The organism is Roseateles aquatilis, from assembly GCF_002205645.1.
Taxonomy (GTDB): Bacteria; Pseudomonadota; Gammaproteobacteria; order Burkholderiales; family Burkholderiaceae_C; genus Roseateles; species Roseateles aquatilis.
This window is the reverse complement of record NZ_NIOF01000006.1, coordinates 94,497-111,913: the sequence shown is the minus strand read 5'-3', so window position 1 is coordinate 111,913 and position 17,417 is coordinate 94,497. Positions and strand designations below refer to the sequence as shown.

General features: G+C 69.3%; 15 protein-coding genes. 8 read left to right on the top strand and 7 right to left on the bottom strand.

The genetic code is table 11. The annotated features are described in order from the left end of the window. Position 1 precedes the first annotated feature (1 nt). The 4 genes from CDN99_RS14755 (at position 2) to CDN99_RS14745 (ending at position 5,078) form a co-directional block, all read left to right on the top strand. On the top strand, positions 2–1,696 hold the full coding sequence (locus tag CDN99_RS14755) for an alpha-amylase family glycosyl hydrolase (protein WP_141100792.1): 1,695 nt from the start codon (positions 2–4) through the stop codon (positions 1,694–1,696). 140 nt (positions 1,697–1,836) lie between these two features. Next, the gene (locus CDN99_RS14750; protein ID WP_088385622.1) at positions 1,837–3,702 is read left to right on the top strand and encodes a glycoside hydrolase family 13 protein; all 1,866 of its coding nucleotides are present in this window, start codon (positions 1,837–1,839) and stop codon (positions 3,700–3,702) included. Between the two features lie 378 nt (positions 3,703–4,080). Then, positions 4,081–4,365 carry a hypothetical protein gene (locus CDN99_RS28245; RefSeq protein WP_141100791.1) on the top strand — a complete coding sequence of 95 codons (285 nt, stop codon included), beginning with the start codon at positions 4,081–4,083 and terminating at the stop codon, positions 4,363–4,365. A 77-nt stretch (positions 4,366–4,442) separates the two neighbouring features. Next, on the top strand, positions 4,443–5,078 hold the full coding sequence (locus tag CDN99_RS14745) for a hypothetical protein (RefSeq protein ID WP_141100790.1): 636 nt from the start codon (positions 4,443–4,445) through the stop codon (positions 5,076–5,078). A gap of 6 nt (positions 5,079–5,084) precedes the next feature. On the opposite strand, the gene CDN99_RS14740 is transcribed toward CDN99_RS14745, so the two are convergent. From CDN99_RS14740 to CDN99_RS14730, 3 genes are all read right to left on the bottom strand, one after another. Next, positions 5,085–6,401: a hypothetical protein gene (locus CDN99_RS14740; protein WP_375134447.1), complete on the bottom strand. Its 1,317-nt coding sequence runs from the start codon at positions 6,399–6,401 to the stop codon at positions 5,085–5,087. A gap of 94 nt (positions 6,402–6,495) precedes the next feature. After that, a complete protein-coding gene (locus tag CDN99_RS14735) occupies positions 6,496–7,776 on the bottom strand; it encodes a PEP-CTERM sorting domain-containing protein (protein ID WP_141100789.1) in 1,281 nt (426 codons plus the stop codon). A gap of 145 nt (positions 7,777–7,921) precedes the next feature. Next, on the bottom strand, positions 7,922–9,046 hold the full coding sequence (locus CDN99_RS14730; protein ID WP_158218848.1) for a porin: 1,125 nt from the start codon (positions 9,044–9,046) through the stop codon (positions 7,922–7,924). 227 nt (positions 9,047–9,273) lie between these two features. Between CDN99_RS14730 and CDN99_RS14725 the strand changes: the two genes are divergently transcribed. Both CDN99_RS14725 and CDN99_RS14720 read left to right on the top strand, forming a co-directional pair. Continuing rightward, positions 9,274–10,194, top strand: a complete 921-nt coding sequence (locus tag CDN99_RS14725) for a LysR family transcriptional regulator (RefSeq protein ID WP_088385617.1) — start codon at positions 9,274–9,276, stop codon at positions 10,192–10,194. Then, on the top strand, positions 10,187–11,209 hold the full coding sequence (locus CDN99_RS14720; protein ID WP_193531720.1) for a Bug family tripartite tricarboxylate transporter substrate binding protein: 1,023 nt from the start codon (positions 10,187–10,189) through the stop codon (positions 11,207–11,209). Before CDN99_RS14725 ends, CDN99_RS14720 begins: the two co-directional genes overlap by 8 nt. A gap of 56 nt (positions 11,210–11,265) precedes the next feature. Here CDN99_RS14720 and CDN99_RS14715 read toward each other — a convergent pair whose 3' ends face one another. Then, positions 11,266–12,486, bottom strand: a complete 1,221-nt coding sequence (locus tag CDN99_RS14715; RefSeq protein WP_088385854.1) for an FAD-dependent oxidoreductase — start codon at positions 12,484–12,486, stop codon at positions 11,266–11,268. A 74-nt stretch (positions 12,487–12,560) separates the two neighbouring features. Between CDN99_RS14715 and CDN99_RS14710 the strand changes: the two genes are divergently transcribed. Together CDN99_RS14710 and CDN99_RS14705 are read left to right on the top strand one after the other, a co-directional pair. Further along, positions 12,561–13,037: a MarR family winged helix-turn-helix transcriptional regulator gene (locus CDN99_RS14710; protein ID WP_238139532.1), complete on the top strand. Its 477-nt coding sequence runs from the start codon at positions 12,561–12,563 to the stop codon at positions 13,035–13,037. Positions 13,038–13,301: 264 nt separating this feature from the next. Further along, positions 13,302–13,799, top strand: coding sequence for a hypothetical protein (locus CDN99_RS14705; RefSeq protein WP_088385616.1), 498 nt, complete (start codon positions 13,302–13,304; stop codon positions 13,797–13,799). Positions 13,800–13,882: 83 nt separating this feature from the next. On the opposite strand, the gene CDN99_RS14700 is transcribed toward CDN99_RS14705, so the two are convergent. From CDN99_RS14700 to malQ, 3 genes are all read right to left on the bottom strand, one after another. After that, positions 13,883–14,278, bottom strand: coding sequence for a VOC family protein (locus CDN99_RS14700; protein WP_088385852.1), 396 nt, complete (start codon positions 14,276–14,278; stop codon positions 13,883–13,885). Positions 14,279–14,339: 61 nt separating this feature from the next. Continuing rightward, a complete protein-coding gene (locus tag CDN99_RS14695; protein WP_088385851.1) occupies positions 14,340–15,542 on the bottom strand; it encodes a cation:proton antiporter in 1,203 nt (400 codons plus the stop codon). Between the two features lie 144 nt (positions 15,543–15,686). Further along, the gene (gene malQ / locus CDN99_RS14690; RefSeq protein ID WP_088385615.1) at positions 15,687–17,210 is read right to left on the bottom strand and encodes a 4-alpha-glucanotransferase; all 1,524 of its coding nucleotides are present in this window, start codon (positions 17,208–17,210) and stop codon (positions 15,687–15,689) included. Positions 17,211–17,417: the final 207 nt, after the last annotated feature.

The window sequence follows — 17,417 nt, the reverse complement described above, 5'->3', positions numbered from 1 at the left end:
CATGAAGCGCGCCCCGACCACCGCCCCGATGGCGACCGTGCTGTCCTCGCTCGGCCTGATCGCCGCCCTGCTGCCGGCGCTGGCCGCGCCGCCGGCGCCGGTCGACCTGTCGCCGGTGAAGGAGGTCCGCGGCAGGAGCGCCCTGCCCGAGGGCTGGCAGCACGGCGCGTTCATCGAGGTCTTCGTGCGCGGCTACCAGGACAGCGACGGTGACGGCGTGGGCGACCTGCGCGGCCTGATCGGCCGGCTGGACTACCTGAGGGACCTGGGCATCAAGGGCATCTGGCTGATGCCGATCACCGCCAGCGCCGATCACGACCATGGTTACGCCACCACCGACTACCGCGCGATCGATCCGCGATACGGCACGCTGGCCGACTTCGACGCGCTGATCCGCGAGGCCCACCGGCGCGGCATCGGCGTGGTGATGGACTACGTGCTCAACCACAGCGCGCGGGAACATGCGTTGTTCCAGTCCGCCGCGGCCGATCCCGGGAGCCCGTGGCGCGACTGGTTCGTGTGGTCCACGGCCTCGCTGGGGGAGCTCAAGGACTGGGACATCTGGGGTCACCAGCCCTGGTACCTGCCCGGCGAGGAAGCGCGCGTCGGCGACGCCGCCAGCGCCCCGCCCAAACCCGACGCGCCGGCCGGCACGCCGCGTTACTTCGCGGTCTTCGGCCCGCACATGCCTGACTTCAACATGCGCAATCCGGCGGTGGTGAAGTACCACGCGGACAGCCTGCGCTTCTGGCTCAACCGCGGGCTGGACGGCTTCCGGCTCGACGCCGTGCCGCACCTGATCGAGAACAGCGCCCAGGACTGGAACGACCAGCCCGAGAGCCGCGCGCTGACCGGCTGGTTCACGCGTCAGATCAAGCGGTATCCGCATCGTTTCGTGGTCTGCGAGGCCACCGCCGAGCCGCGCGTCTACACGCGGGACGACATCTGCGGCAGCGCCTTCGCCTTCGGGCTGGAGCGCGCCGTGATCGACGCGGCCAAGGGCGGCGACGGCGCGCCCGAGGCGGTGGCCAAGGTCGCGGACTTCTTCACCCAGGCGCCGCTGACCATGGCGACGATGCTCAGCAACCACGACATCTTCGCGGGCCTGCGCGCGTGGGACCAGTTCGGCGGCGACGAGGCGCGCTACAAGCTGGCTGCCGCCACCTACCTGCTGCTGCCGGGCACGCCCTTCATCTATTACGGCGAGGAGATCGGTCAGGCCGGCGTCGCCGGCCTGCCGGGCGACGAGCCGCTGCGCGCGCCGATGAGCTGGACGGACGATGCGCGCGGCTTCACGCCGGGCCAGCCGTTCCGGCCGGTGTCGCCGAACGCCTCGACGCACAACGCGCGGGCGCAGGCGGCCGACCCGGGCTCGCTGCTGAACTTCTACAAGGCGATGCTGGCGCTGCGCAACGGCCAGCCGGCGATCGCTCGCGGCAGCTACGAAGCCCCGCTGGCGCAGGGCCGGGTGCTGAGCTTCCAGCGCGCCTACCGGGGCCAGCGCGTGCTCATCGTCATCAACTACGGTCAGGAAGCCGCGCTGGTCACATTGCCCACGGTGCCCGCGAAGTCGACACTCGAAGCGCTGTACCCCGCGCGGTCCGGCGATGCACCGCATTCGTCCCCCGCCGGCGCCCGCGGTCCGGTCACGCTGAGCACCGAGCCACTGTCGGTGCAGGTTTTCCGCGTACGCTGAGCGAGGTCATGATGCGCGCTGTCATCGATCCCTCCACCCTCGCCCGCCATGCGCTGCGCGTGTCCCGCGCCGCCCTCGCCCGCCACGCCTTGCGCCGCGCTCGCGCCGCCCTTGTTCCTCTTGCCCTGAGTTGCCTTGCCATGACCCAGAACCCGGCCGCCGTCGCCGCGACGTCCGTCGCTTCCGTCCAGGCTCCCGCCCCGGTGGTGCTCGATCACGTCGAGCCGCCGGACTGGTGGGTGGGCATGGCCCGTCCCGAGCTGCAGCTGATGCTGCACGGCGCCGGCATCGGCGCGCTGCAGGCCGAGATCGCACCCATGCCCGGCGTGACGCTGACCGGCGCGCGGCGCGGCGACAGCCCCAACTACCTGTTCCTCGACTTGCGCATCGACGCCGGCGCGCGGCCCGGCACGCTGACGCTGCGACTGAAGCGCGACGGGCAGGTCGTCCTGGAGCACCCCTACCCGTTGCAGGCCCGCGCGGCCGGCTCGGCGCAGCGCGAGAGCTTCGGCCCCAAGGACGCGATCTACCTGGTGGTGCCAGACCGCTTCGCCAACGGCGACCCGCGCAACGACCAGGTGGCGGGCATGGCGGAAGGCGTGCGCCGCGACGATCCGGGCGGCCGCCATGGCGGCGATCTGGCCGGCCTGACCGCGCACCTGGACTACATCGCGGCCATGGGCTTCACGATGCTGTGGCCGACGCCGCTGTCGGAGAACAACAGCCCGAAGTGGAGCTACCACGGTTACGGCGCGACCGACTTCTACAAGACCGATCCGCGCTTCGGCAGCAATGCCGATTACGTCGCCCTGAGCCTGGAAGCCAGGCGCCGCGGCATCGGCCTGATCCAGGACATCGTGCTGAACCACATCGGCGTGCATCACTGGTGGATGGCGGACCTGCCGACAACGGACTGGATCAACGTCTGGCCGCAGTACACCGAGACGCATCACGCGCGCATGACGCTGCAGGACCCCTATGCGGCGCCCAGCGACCGCAAGCGCTTCAGCGACGGCTGGTTCAGCCCCGGCATGCCCGACCTCAACCAGCGCCAGCCGCTGGTGGCCACCTACCTGACGCAGATGAGCCTGTGGTGGATCGAGCGCGCCGGCCTCGCGGGCGTGCGGACCGACACCTACAGCTACTCCGACAAGGACTTCCTGGCGGCCTGGTCCCGGCGCCTCAAGGACGAGTACCCCCGGCTCAACATCGTCGGCGAGGAATGGAGCCCGCATCCGGCGGTGGTGTCGTACTGGCAGGCGGGCAAGGTCAATCACGACGGCTACGTCTCATCGCTGCCCAGCCTGATGGACTTCCCGCTGCAGGAGGCGCTGCTGGCCGGCCTGAACCAGGCGGACAGCCACGACGGCGGCTTCACCCGCATCTACGAGGCGTTGGCGCACGACTTCGTCTACCCGGACGCCGGCAACCTGGTGCTCTTCGAGGGCAACCACGACACGCCGCGCCTCTATAGCGCGCTGCACGAGGACGTCGACCTGACCCGCATGGCGTGGGCGTACCTGTCGTTCGTGCGCCGCATCCCGCAGTTCTTCTACGGGACCGAGATCCTCATGACCAGTCCGCGGCACCGCGACGACGGCGTGGTGCGGGCAGACTTCCCCGGCGGCTGGCCGGGCGACACGGTGAACGCCTTCACCGGCGCGGGCCTGAGCGAACGCCAGCGCGACGCGCAGGCGTTCCTGAAGCGGCTGCTGAACTGGCGCAAGTCGGAGCCGCTGGTGCATGGCGGCGCGCTGATGCAGTACGCGCCGATGGCCAACAGCTATGTGCTGTTCCGCTACGACGCCGCGAAGGGCCTGCGGGGGCGCCGGCTGATGCTGGTGCTGCACAAGGGTCGCGAACCGCAGGAACTGGCGCTCGACCGTTTCCCCGAGATGCTGCGCGGCGGCGAGACCGCCACCGACGTGATCACCGGCGAACGCCGCACGCTGGGCCGGACCTTGACCTTGCCGGCAAAGTCGGTGACGGTGTTGTCGATCGAGTGATGCGGGGCGCGTCCGCGCACTGGCCTGCGGACAACGATTGATCTGAGCGAGGCGCCGGGAGGTGCCTCGCGTCGTTATGGCTGGCCAATCTGTTCCAACCCGACTGGCCGCAGTGTTCCGCCCGGACTATTTTCCTGGCTCGTCTAGCCTGATCGTTTTCCCTTGGTTTCTATGGCGCCTTCCAGCATTGCTGATTAGCCTCCTAGCAATTCCAAGGCATGTCAGACCGCAACCCATATGCAAATAAACCAAGCGCCATCAATTTCAGAAAATTAACCCTAATGGAAGGCATTTTCGAATCCGATCAAACTAGCTTCGTAGATCGCACCGCGCCAATCTCTCACAACAAGGGATTCAGAAAACTGCCTGGAGCAAATCATGATTCGTGAATTGACGAAAGAGGAAATCGCCATGGTATCGGGCGGCGACGCGGCCATTACGAGGAAGCCTGGTTACAACAGCTGGGGCGAATCGATTCCTGGAGCTGAGCAACACTTCAAGAGCGTGTTCGCGGAAGCCACCTATCGCTCCTGGGCGAACCAGATGCTCAATCGATGCGGCGGGGCCGTGCCATTGATGGTGTTCAATGGTCTCTCAGCGGGTGCCATGCATCTGGTCGCTGATTCTGCCGGCCGAATCGTCAACCGGTTCTATGGAGGGTAACCAACCGGCTGGGCGCTAGAAGGCGGAGCTGTCATCTGCGGTTCCGCCCAATCCATTCCCACTGGATCCCCGTGTTCATGCTGAATCGCCTGCTCACATCCCTGGCATTACTGCCGTCGATTTGTTTCGGCGCCACTATTTCCCACCGAACCGCTGACAATCATCTGTGGATCGAGAATGGCTCTCTTTCGATCATGGATATCGAACGTATTGAGAAGGTACTTCACGCCAATACCTCGATCGAAACGATCCACCTGCGGGACCTGCGCGGCGGCAACCCATTGCACGCGAGATTCGTTCTGCGTGGCGCATTCGCATTCCGACAGGTCGAAGTCCACGGCGCGTGCGCCGCCGCTTGCGCATATCTGGCGCTCACGGCTCGCGCGCCAGTGCTTCATGGCGACGCCACCATCACGCTCGGTCCCGGCGCCCTTGTCTTCAGCCAATGGTTGCTGGAGCCCTCATGGCAGGACACGCAGGACTGGATCGCCGACCGGCTGCCCACCGTGCCGACGGCCTTCATCAAGGCCGTCCTCAGCTCGCATGGGGCCCATGAAAGGCAACTGGTCATGCACCCCGCACGCGGCCGCACGGGCCTCATCGCGGTCCGCTACTGCGACCCGGCGCCGGACAAATGCCGGCTGCTCCAATACATCCAACCCGGCGCCTCGCGCCTGGTGGTCGCGCCGGGTGAGGGATCGGATCGGGACTGATGCCCGTCACGGCCGCTCGCGCGCCGGCACCCGCGTGTCCAGCGGCTTGGGCTGATACGCCGGCTCGAAGCGGCATGTCGACCCCAGCGTCGCCCTGGCCTTCTCACAGCCCGCCGCGATGCCTTCCGGCGTCGGCTTGCGGCCTTGCGTGGTCCATGCCGACAGCGCCTCCAGCAGCGCCGCGTAGGTCGGGTCGCTGAGGTAGCTGTGGTCCTTGTCCCCGGTGAAGGTCTGCACCAGCGCGTCGCCGCGCCCCGCCGCGGCCATCGTGCGGCCGAAACTGTCCTGCAGCTCCACCATCGCGGTGGGATCGTGGATCGCGTGCACCGTCAGCACCGGCACCGGAATCCGGCCTGTCAGGTCCGCGTCGGCGGACAGCGTGGCCACCGCCTTCGGATCGGCCGCGTAGCGCAGCACGCCGGCATTGAGCGCGGCGTCGTCCGAGGACCCGGCATACACCGCGCCGATGTTGCCGAACGGGCTGACCCCGCCGGTGCGCTTCTGCGCGATGTCCTGGAAGTGCCACGTCGCCCAGTTCAGATGCGGCAGGATGCTGCGCTCCTGGATGTGCACCACGTCGACGATCGTCTTCACCTTGCGGGCCTGCTCCGGCGTGCGTTCCGCCGCCGGCTTGTTCAGGCCCAGGCAGTCGTCGACGCGCCGGGCCAGCTCGTGCTGCGTCAGCTTCGAATCCGGCGGAAGGCCGATGTTCAGCGGGTACTGCGGCTCGGTCGGCAGCGGATGGTTGTGGCACAGGTACTGGTAGACGACGCGCAGGTCGAGCCGGAAGTCGTAGCTGCGCGTGCCGCCGCCCAGCACCCCGGAGGTCAGCAGCACCGCGTCATAGGGCTTGCCGCGGGTGAAGAGCTCCGCGCCCTTGGCCGCCACGCTCGCGCCCCAGGACTGGCCGTGCAGGTAGACGTGCTTGGGCTTGGCGACCTTGTCGATGAAGATCTGGCGCAGTCGGTCGGTGTCCTCGGCCGCGGCGGTGACCGCGACACCGCCCTGCCGGTAGCTCGATGCCGCCCAGGCATATCCCAGCCTGGGCATGATGGACCAGCGCTCCAGGTCCTCCGCGACACGCTTGGCCGTCGGCGCGCCGAGGAACGGCCCACCGTGCGCGTGCACCACCAGGTCGCCGTTCCACTGCCTGGGCATGGCGATCAGGTAGAGCGAGCCCGCGCTGTCGCGGCCGGCCAGGCACTTGGTGCCGTCACCGACCCCGCTGGGGCACGCCGTCTCGGTCGGTCCGGTCTCGACCGCGCCCGCCGCGGCGTCGGCGGTCGGTGTCTTGGCCATCAGCGGCGTCGCCGCCAGCAGCATCCATGCGGCCAACGCGGCCAGCGATCCGCGCGCGCGCGCGCCGTTGTTGCCCTTGCCGTAGCTCGTCATCCTGATCTTCCTCCGAAGTTTCCCGTCAGGCCGCCGCGAAACGCGCGCCCTGCACTGCGTTGCCAACCTTGCGCCGGCGCCGCAGCGCCAGCAATCCAATCCCCAGCCCGGCCAGCGCGAACGACCCCGGCTCCGGCACCGCCGCGAAACCCAGTTGATCGCTGGCGACACGCTGCAGCAGCAACGCGTCGCGCGCGCTGATGCCCAGATCGCGCGCGGCGATCTCGTTCAGCCCGAGGCTGGCCGGATCCAGCCCCGTGATCGTGCCGAACAGCGTCAACGCGCTCAGGTAGGAGCCGTACTTGCTCGCATGCGTGCCGTCGTCGAACCACAGGTCCAGCAGGCCGTCGGTCGCCGCGGTCGACGCGTACATGTCGGGCGTCGCGACGCCTTCCGAGATCGCGCGCATGAAGGCCTCGCCCACCGGCGCCACGCCCTTGATGCCGCCCGAGCCGTCGGCCCCCGCCAGCGCCGCCGCGTTCGCGTAGGCCTGCTTCAGGTCCGCGGTCATGGCCTGCAGGCTGGTGTAGAACGACTGCGCCGGCTGACCGGTCGGCGTGACGGCGCCGGTGTTGTCGTCGGTGACCGTGGTGCTGGGCGCGTTGACCAGGTTGGGCCGTGCCCAGGTCTGGTACAGGTACACGTCCGCCGCCGCGTTGGCGTTGCTGTTGGCCGCGATGTTGCGCAGCGTGCCGCAAGTCCCCGTCGACGCGCCGGTGATCGCCGCGCAGGCCGCGTTGCTGCCGCCGATCAGGTCGCGCTCGCGGTAGCTCAGCGCGTTGCCCTGATGGATCCAGTTCTCGATCAGGTTGGTGTAGGTGCTGAAGTAGGCCGGGTTGGACGCCAGCCCCGGCTGCTTGGTCAGCGGCTCGTCGCTCTGCTCCTGCAGCACCACCTTGTCCCACGCCTGCGAGCCGATGTTGCCGCGCAGATCCCAGCCCGCCGTGTTGGTGTTGAGGAAATGGCCGCGCAGCGAGGCCGCGTTGCGCGCGGACATGGACACGTCGTAGTCCAGGCCCGCCTCGACGGTGAACTGCTTGAAGATGCCGGCCACGCCGCCCCACGGATGGGGCTCGAAGCTGTTGGCGCCGCTCGGGTTGGCGGCGTACATGCCGGCCGTCAGGTCATGGATGTTGGCGGCGTTGTAGCTCATCACCGGATCGACGCGGCCAAAGGTGTAGCTGTTGCCGACGAACAGGATCTTGGTCGCCTCGGCGCGCGCCGCCAGCGGCGCCAGCGCGGCAACGGCCAGCGCGGTGGCGGCGAGCAGGCGCGCGCGGCGGGACAAGGGCGGGAGGGTGGACACGGACGAGGTCCGACGGGGGGTGAATGACTCGGAGATCGACATGATCAGGGTCCTTCGTTGCTGGATCATTGAGCCGAGGCGCGCAAGGCGCGCTTCGAGGGAGGCCGTCGGGAGCGCGCGCCCGGGCGCGCCCTCCCCGGACGGATCAGAAGCTGTGACGCACGCCGGTCTCGACGCCTCCGCTGTTGCCGCCGGGCACCGTCGCCGCCAGGCCGACGTTGAAGCGCATCGCCGGGCCCTTGTTGTCGATGCGGGCGATGTTGCCGTACAGCGCCGTGCGCTTGGAGAGGTCGTACACGTAGCCCAGCGCGATGTGGGTGGCATCGCTGGCGATGTTCTTCGCCTTCAGCCAGGTGTAGGCGAAACGCAGCTCTCCCGGGCCGAGCTGGTACTGGGTGCCCAGCATCGTCGCCGTCGTGCTGGTGATGCCCACCTCGTTGCGGCCCCACAGCGCCATCAGCTTGGCGGGGCCCCACTGGTAGGTCGCGCCGACATTGCTCTGCGTGTAGTTGCCGGTGGCGTAGCGCGTGCGGGAGATCGCCGCCGAGGTGTTGAACACCTCGTTGCGCCAGCCCACCCGCACGCCCTGCAGGTCGCCGTCCTTGCGCGTCGGGCCGGGGCCCTGCTCGCCCAGCGCCACCATCACGTGGCCGTAGAAGCCGTTGATGCCCGACGGCGTGAAGTAGCCGATCGAGTTGGACGCCCGCACGTTGGTGCGCGCCGTCGTGCCGTTGGCGGGCACCGGATAGAACATCAGCCCGGAGCTGCCCACGCCGTTGGTCCCGAACGGATGCATGGACGTCGTCAGGTTGCCGAAGGACGGCACGTAGTCGCGGCCCAGCCGCAACTCGCCCCAATCGCCCGAGACCTGTACCGTGGCGCGACGGCCCCAGGTGAGGCCGCCGCTGACCGAGTCCTTGTTGTTGGTGCTGGTGGCGCCGCTGGTACCGTCATCGACCGACACGGCGGACTCCAGCCAGAAGCCCACCTTGAGGCCGCCGCCCAGGTCCTCGGTGCCGCGCACGCCGAAGCGGCTGGAGGTGTTGCCGTCGCTGTTGACGAAGTAGCGGGTGTCGGTGCCGCTGGCCTTGAGCGCCTGCACGCCGATGTCGAGCAGGCCGAAGACCTGCACGCCGCTGCCGCTTTCCTTGCCTTGCGCCAGCGCGGCCGGCGCGAGCGCGATGGCCGATGTGGCCAGCGCCGCCAGCGCGGTGCCACGCGCGATGGGATGGACCTTCAGGGCGGACCTGGGGATGTTTTTCGTGTTCAAACGTTGTCTCCGTCTGGTTGTTGTTGGATCGTCTCGGGATCGTTCCCGGATCGTTCTTCGGTATCCGGGCCGGACCTTAGTGACCCGCCTCCATAGCGTCAAATACACTAATCCGTAGAGTCCGAGACGTTTTTGGTATGGAAGGACGCCAACCGCCGTCGCGGAACGCGGGGGGGGGCGGCGTCATGGCCCTACCGCCGGACCGATGGACAGGAGACAACGCAGGCATGGATCTACGACATCTGCGCTATTTCGTGACGGTCGCGGAGACCGGCCACATGACGCGCGCCGCCGCGCTGCTCGGCATGCAGCAGCCGCCGCTGAGCCAGCAGATCAAGACGCTGGAGCAGGAGCTCGGCTTCTCGCTGCTGCATCGCCATCCGAAGGGCGTGAGCCTGACCGACGGCGGGCGGCAGTTCCTGGTCGAGGCCAAGCGGCTGCTGGGCGACTTCAACGAGATGCGCGACCGCATGGCGCGGCTGGCGGGTGGGCAGCATGGGCTGCTGTCGGTGGGCTTCACCAGTTCCGCCGCCGCGCATGCGTTCACGCCCGCGGTGTTGCGCGCCTGCCGCGGCGAGCACCCCGGCATCGCGCTGGCGATGAGCGAGAACAACGCCGCCGGCCTGATCGACGCGATCGTGCGGTCGCGCCTGCATTGCGGCTTCCTGCGCGTGCCGGTGGCGCAGCCCGAGGAACTGAGCTTCGAGACGCTGCTCAGCGAGCCGGCGCTGCTGGCGCTGCCGCTCGACCACCGACTGGCCGGGGTGCCGCGCGCGTCGACGACGCCGGTGCCGCTGAACGAGCTCGAGGACGAATCGTTGATCCTTGTGCGCCGCCCCGGCGCGCCCGGCCTCTACGCCAACCTGCTGGCGCTGTGCGAGCGCGAGGGCGTCAAGCCGCGCAGCTTCGTCGAGGTGGACCGGATGATGATGAACCTCAACCTGGTCGCGGCCGGCGCCGGCATCTCGGTGGTGCCGGCGTCGATGCGCGGCGTGCATGCCCATTCCATCGTGTTCCGCCCACTGCCCAAGCACGCGCGGCTGGAAGCGCCGCTGACGCTGGCCTACCGCACGCACGATCAGGAAGGACCGACGGCGACCTTCCTCGCCCTCGCCCGCCGCATCGCCGGAGAACATCGCGATGCGTAGGCGCGCGCTGCTGATGCGGGGTGCCTCGGTGGCGCTGGGGCTGGGCCCGGCCCTCGGGGACCGCCTGCCCGCGCGGACGCTGCCCTCGCCATCGCCATCGCAGCCGCCGTCGCATTCGGAACCCTGGCCCGCCCGTCCGATGCATCTGATCGTCGCCTACCCGCCGGGCGGCGTCAGCGACGACACCGCCCGCGCGCTGGGGCAGGCGATCGGCATTCGGCTGAAGGTGCCGGTGATCGTCGAGAACCGAGCCGGCGCCGGCGGGCTGACCGCGCTGGAGTCGCTCGCGCGCGCCGCGCCGGATGGGCACACGCTGGCCTACTGCGCGATCAGCCCGCTGGTCTTCACGCCGGCATCCTCGGCGCCGATGGGCCGCCACGATTTCGATCCGCACCGCGATGTCGTCCCCGTCGTCAGCGTGATGGACACGCCGGTGCTGGTGCTCGCGCATCCCTCGTTCAAGCCGGCGACCTTCGCCGCGATGCTGGCCGCCGCGCGCGCCGCGCCGGGCCGCCTGCGCTGGGCGACCTCGGGCCACGCGACGGTGGGCCACATGGTGCTGGCGCAGATCCGCGCCGCGGCCGGCGTGGACATCATTCACGTGCCCTACAAGGGCGGCGGGCAGCAGCTGACGGACGCGCTCGGCGGCCACTTCGAGCTGCTGTCGTCGAACGTCGCCGCGCAGCAGTTGCAGTTCGTCAAGCAGGGGCGGCTGAAGGCCCTGGCGATCGGCTCGCCGATGCGCCTGCCGGTGCTGCCCGATGTGCCGACGCTGGCCGAGCTCGGCTTCCCCGACGCCAACCTGGTGTCGACCTTCGGCCTGTTCGCGCCGCGCGGCGTGCCGGAGGACCGGCTGCGGCTGATCAACGCGGTGGTCAACGAGACGCTGCGACAGCCTGACTTCCAGCATCGGATCCTGGACGTCAGCAACCTGCCGACCGGCGGCTCCCAGGCGGCATTCGCGGCGCGGATCGCCAAGGAGCGCGAGCGGGCGTTGCGGGTGCCCGCGGACTGATCGTCGAGCGTCGTCGCTCCGGGCACGCCGGACATGGGCGGCCCTCGGGCCGCGGCTCAAGCCGGCGGATGCGCCGCCGTCACCTCGTGGTGATGCGCCACCGACAGCGCCTGCCCGACATGCGACAGGTGCAGCGCCGCGCCCATCGCCGAGCCTTCCGCCGCGGGCAGCACGCGCTCGAACATCTCGGCCTCGAAGCGCTCGACGGCGGTGTCCCAGGCGGCCCCCTGGCCCAGTTGCCCGGCCAGTTCCACCGCGTCGCGCATGGCGGCGTTGACGCCCTCGCCACCGAAGGGCGACATCAGGTGCGCGGCGTCGCCGATCAAAGTCAGGCCGCGGCGAGGCGCCCAGCGATGGCCGACCGGCAGCGCGTGGATCGGCCGGATGGCGAAGCGATCGTCCGACGCCCGCAGCAGATCGCGCAGCGGCGCCGCGAAATCCTGGAACTCCTCCAGCAGCGCGGCGCGTGTCGACGCAGGATCGGCCGGATCGAAACGACGGGCCGCCCAGTCCGCCGGGACGCGGAACACCGCATACCCGCGCAGATGCGCGTGACCGTTGCGCTGCACGATGAGGCTCTTGCCCGGCGCCTCGATCCAGAGCTTGCCGCGGCCCACCAGCGCGGACTGCTCGGGGTGGGCGCGATCGGCGTCGTCGATCGAGAACTCGACGAAGGTCAGCCCGCTGTGCTGCGGCCGGTACGGCGACAGCCACGGCCGCACGCGCGACCAGGCGCCATCGGCGCCGACGACCAGATCGAAGTCCTCCGAGGCGCCTCCGACGCTGTCGGTCCCGACGTCATCGACACCATCGGGGTGATCGTTGCCATCGGCGCTCCCGGCCGTGAGGCGCCAACGACCATCCGGCAGCGGCGCCAACGCCTGCAGCGCCGCGTTCCAGCGCACCATGCCCGTGGGCAGCGAGTCCAGCAGCAACGCGCGCAGCGCGGTCCGGTCGACCTCGGGGCGGCCGGCGTCGGACTCGTCCTGCTCGTCGATCAGCAGATCGCCCTGCGGGCTCATCACGCGGGTCCCCTGGTCCTCGGGCCGCGCCACCGCGTCGAACGCCGCGCGCAGGCCGCAACGCTCCAGCGCCAGCAGCCCACCGTCGTCATGCAGGTCCAGCGTGCCGCCCTGCGGCCGGTCGAGCGGATGCGCGTCGCGCTCGAAGACCACGGCATGCACGCCCCGCAGATACAGCAGCCGCGCCAGCGTCAGGCCGGCGGGACCGCCGCCGACGATGGCGATGCGCGGCGAGACGGGGGAGAGATCGGGCATGATGGCCACCTTCAATTGCATAGGATCCTCTATAACAACATAGGATCCTATCTAATGTCAACAATGACCCTTCCATGGGAATCACGCTCATGAGCCAGTTCTCTCCCGACGTGCTGTCGGCGCCGATGCGCCTGATGGGCTTCATTCATCGCGCGTTCACGCGCGCCGCCGACGTGCCGCTGCGGGAGCTGGGCTTCGCGATGGGGCAACTGCCGGTGCTGGTCACGCTGAAGAAGCACCCCGAGGGACTCTCCCAGGCGGCGCTGGCGCGCATGGCCTCGGTCGAGCAGCCCAGCATGGCGCAATTGCTCAACCGCATGGAGCGCGACGGGCTGGTGGAGCGCGTGCCGGATCCCGCGGACGGGCGCAGCCGCCTGATTTCGCTGACGGCGCTGGCATCGCGCCGCATGCCCAAGGGCAAGGCGGTGATGGACGACATCTGCGTCCGGGCGCTGGCGGACTTCAGCGCCGAGGAGATCGAGCAGCTCACGCGGCTGCTCGCCCGCGTGCGGGCGAATCTGGGGGAGCCGGATCCGGACGACATGGGCTGAGCAAGACGCCAGCGTGCGGCGCTCAATTGGTCGACGGCGCCCCGGAAACGGGGGGTCGACGCATGCGCGAGAGGGGTCGGCGGCGTCCCGATGAGGTTCGCCACCGGCGCGGCGCGGCGGTTGCTGACAAGGCATGGCAGCTACACCGGGTCCACCCCCAACTTCTCCATTGAAGTACTGGATGCATGTACAGTATCCTTCCTCCTCCAAACAGCCACCGCACACGGCGGCGCCCACGGAGGCGACGTCGAGGAAGGAACCGTCATGCGCCGCTACGAAGTCATCCTTGAACGGGTCATGGTCCCGTACCACCAGCGCGACCTCGCGCGGACCATCGCCATGCAGGTCCTGGACGCCCGCCTGGGCGGACCGCAGGGCGTGGTCGACGCCTACCAGGCGTGCGTGGCCATCACCGGGGCCGACGCCCGCTGGGCGGTGCCGGACACCGCCAGCCGCGCCGACTGCGCCGCCGTCAAGCGCTGGCGCCGCGCGACCGAGGCGGCGCTGGACGCGATCGAGCACGGCTTCGCGCATGTGTTCGTCGGCATGGAACGCGAGGACATCGAGCTCGCCCGCGCCGACGAGCACCTGAGCATCCTCCCCCACGCCAACGACCTGCCCATGCCCGCCCGGATGCTGTCCGAGGCGCGCGTCGGCTTGCCGTGGACGGCCACCGCCGCGGTGGTCGTCAGCGCGGCGGCACAGGCGGCGATGGTGACGCAGGCGCCGATGGTGTCCCACGCGGCGGCGTTCGCCCGCTGACAGGTCCGGACCACCCGCCGGCCTCGATCAGGCTCGACCGCGGTCCGGCGCGCCAAAGACCCAGAAACCCGGACCCTCGGTCTTCAGCCGGCCGGCTCGGAGATCTCGATCAGATTCAAGTCCGGGTCCCGCAGGTAGACCGAGCGGATCTTGCCGGTGGCGCCGGTGCGCAGCACGGGCCCCTCGATGACGGGCACCTGCAGGGCCTGAAGCCGTTCGATCACCCGGTCCAGCGGCACCGAAGCGATGAAACACAGGTCCAGCGCGCCGGGCACCGGCGTGTGGGCCTTGGGCTCGAACTCCCGGCCCTTCACATGCAGATTGATCTTCTGGTTGCCGAACTTGAACGCCTGCCGCGTGACCGGCGGCGTGCCGCCGACGAAGCTTTCCAGCTGCATGCCGAGCACCTCGGTGTAGAAGCGGATGCAGTCGGCCTCATGGGCGGTGGTCAGGACCAGGTGGTCGAGGTGATCGATCAAGGCATGCTCCCAGGATGCCGCCAGCGACACGCGACGGCTCGCCGGAATTCTGCGCCGCCGTTCAGCTGGCGCGCAGCACCAGGTCCTTGATCCGTGCGAGCCGCGGCGCCACCGCCGGCACCGTCAGCATCGTCGAGCCCACCGCCATCAGCAGCAACGCGGTGAAGGTCTCGCTGGTGATGATCTGTTTGTCGAGCAGCACATTGGCGAAGATGATCATGATCAGCGCCTTGGTCTGCAGCAGCCAGCCGATGATGCCCGCCTCCCCCGGCTGCCAGCGCAGGATGCGGCCGGCCACATGCACGCCCACCAGCTTGCCGGTCACGGACGCCACCAGCAGCAGCGCCGCGGCGGCGAAGACCGCCCCGCCCTCCAGCCCCCATTGCGTGCGCAACCCGGTGCTGAGAAAGAAGACCGGCATCACCACCAGCAGCACGTTGTGACGCAGGCCGTCCAGCGCCTTCTGGTCGAACCATTCCGCATCCATCACCACGCCGGCCAGGAAGGCGCCGACCATGTAATGCAGCCCGCACCAGTCCGCGCCGAACGCACAGACCGCCAGCCAGATCAGCCCCACGTACCAGCGGTCGCGTGCCGGGATCGCGCGCATCAGGCGACGCAGCAGCACCGTCGCCGCCGCGAACGCCACCAGGAACAGTCCCTGCTTGCCCACCCGGGACCAGTCCATCAGGATCACCGCCAGCACGCCCCAGATCATGATGTCGTCAACGCTGGCGTAGCGCAGGATGCGCTGTCCGATGGGTTGACGCAGGATCTCCAGCTTCTCCATCAGCAGGATCAGGATGGGCAGCGCGGTCACCGCGCAGGCCATGCCTACGCCGACGACGAACTGCCACGCATGCGCCCTGGCGCCCATCCACTGCGATCCCATGCCCAGCAGCAGCACCGCCGCGACCGCCCCGAAGACCATCGGCACGCCGAGCGCCAGGCCGGCCGTGATGCCGCTCTCGACGCGGTGCGCCCAGGCTTTCTTCAGGTCCAGCTCGATCCCCGCGATCCACACGAAGACCATCACCGCCCACCACGCCACGCCGCCCAGCGCCTGCACCACCGGCGGGCTGAAGACGAACTGGTAATAGTCCGGGAAGGCCCGCCCGAGCACGCCCGGCCCGAGCAGGATGCCCGTGATGATCTGCACCACGACCAGCGGCGCGAAGTAATCCGTGCCGCCCAACCGCCACACCAGATAAGGGACGGTGAAGATGATCGCCATCGCGATCAGGAAGATCTCGGTCGTGCTCATGTGCGGGTCCTCCTGCGTTGCCGCGCCACCGGCGGCATCGCGCCCCGGCAGCATATGACAACGTTGTCCAATCGGAACTCGAGGGTCGGGTTTATCCCCACCCTCGCCGCCCTCAGCGATTCATGAAAGCGGTTTCAGCACATTTCAATCCGGCAGTCGAGCGATCGCAATAGGGGCTCTCCCGCTGGTCGCGGCGATCAGCCCGAGCACGCGGCCGGGTTCCGAGCCGACCCTGTCCCAGGTGAAGCGCCAGCCCCAGTTGCCGCCGAGCACGCCGGGAATGTTCATCCGGTGCGCGCTGTCCAGGCCCAGCACGTCCTGCATCGGATAGACCGCGATATTGGCCACCGAGTTGGCGCAGGCGCGGATCATGGCCCAGTGGATGTCCTGGTCGCCGCAAGCCAGGTAGGCGCCCACATAGGCGCGCTCATGGGCGCTGGCGTGGTTCCACCAGCCGCGCACGGTGTCGTTGTCGTGCGTGCCGGTGTAGGCCACCGCGGCGCGCGGCCAGTTGTGCGGCAGGAACTCATGGTCGCCGTCGCCGCCGAAGCCGAACTGCAGGATCTTCATGCCCGGGTAGTTCAGCGCGTTGCGCAGTTCGTGCACGTCGGGCGTGATGAAACCCAGGTCCTCCGCGACGATCGGCAACTCGCCGAGCGACTTCGCGATCGCGTCGAACAGTGCCTTGCCGGGACCGGTCTTCCATTGGCCGCTCGTCGCGTCGGGGCTGTCGCCGGAGATCTCGTAGTAAGCCGCGAAGCCGCGGAAATGATCGATGCGGAACACGTCCGCCGAGGTCAACGCGCGTTGCACGCGCGCGCTCCACCACGCGAAGTCCTCATGGGCCATCCTGTCCCAGCGGTACAGCGGATTGCCCCAGCGCTGGCCCGTGGCCGACAGCGCGTCGGGCGGCACGCCGGCCACGACCGTGGTCTGGAACTGGTCGTCCAGCTCGTACAGGTCGGGGCGGGCCCAGCAATCGGCGCTGTCGTGCGCGACGAAGATCGGCAGGTCGCCCATGATGTGGACGCCGCGCTCGTTGGCATACGCCTTGAGGGCGCCGCACTGGACGTCGAAGCACCATTGCACGAACCGCCAGAAGGCGATCTCGTCGGCGTACTGTTCGCGCGCGGTGGCCAGCGCCCGAGGCTCGCGGGCGGCCAGATCGCGGGGCCACTCCCACCAGGGCTGGCCGTTGCGCGGCGAGCGGATCGCCATGAACAGCGCGTAGTCCGGCAGCCAGTGCTGCTGCTGCGCGCACCAGTCCTCGTGCTCCTGACGCTCGGCCGGCCTCGCCTTCGCGAAGAAACCGGCCGCGGCGGCGCGCAACTGCTGCTCGCGCCAGGGCAGCACGCGGCCGAAGTCCACCTGGCTGGCATCGAAGGCCTCGACCGGCAGCGTCGGCTGCGCCAACCAGCCCTTCTCCACCAGCGGCTCCAGCGCCACCATCCACTGGCTCCCCGCGAAGGCCGACACGCCTTGATAGGGGCTCTCGCCGGGGCCGATCGGCGTGCTCGGCAGCCACTGCCACAAGGACTGGCCGGCCGACTGCAGCCAGTCCACGAAGTGATAGGCCTCGGGCCCGAAGTCGCCGACGCCATGCGGCCCGGGCAACGAAGTGATGTGCAGCAGCACGCCGGACTGGCGCTTGTTGAGATCGATCGTCATGGTGTGTGCGAGGTGATCAATGGAGAGCTAATCGAGGCAATGTCGGTACGGTGTCGATGTCGGTGTCGATAGGGGTCAGTCGGGCTGTATGAATCGATCCTTGCGAATGCCGAGGCCCGATGACCTGGGTGATTCGGTCTGCGGGATCCGGGGGGCGGCCGGCCGATTTTGGGACTGATGAGGACGGCCGCCCCCCGGATCCCGCGG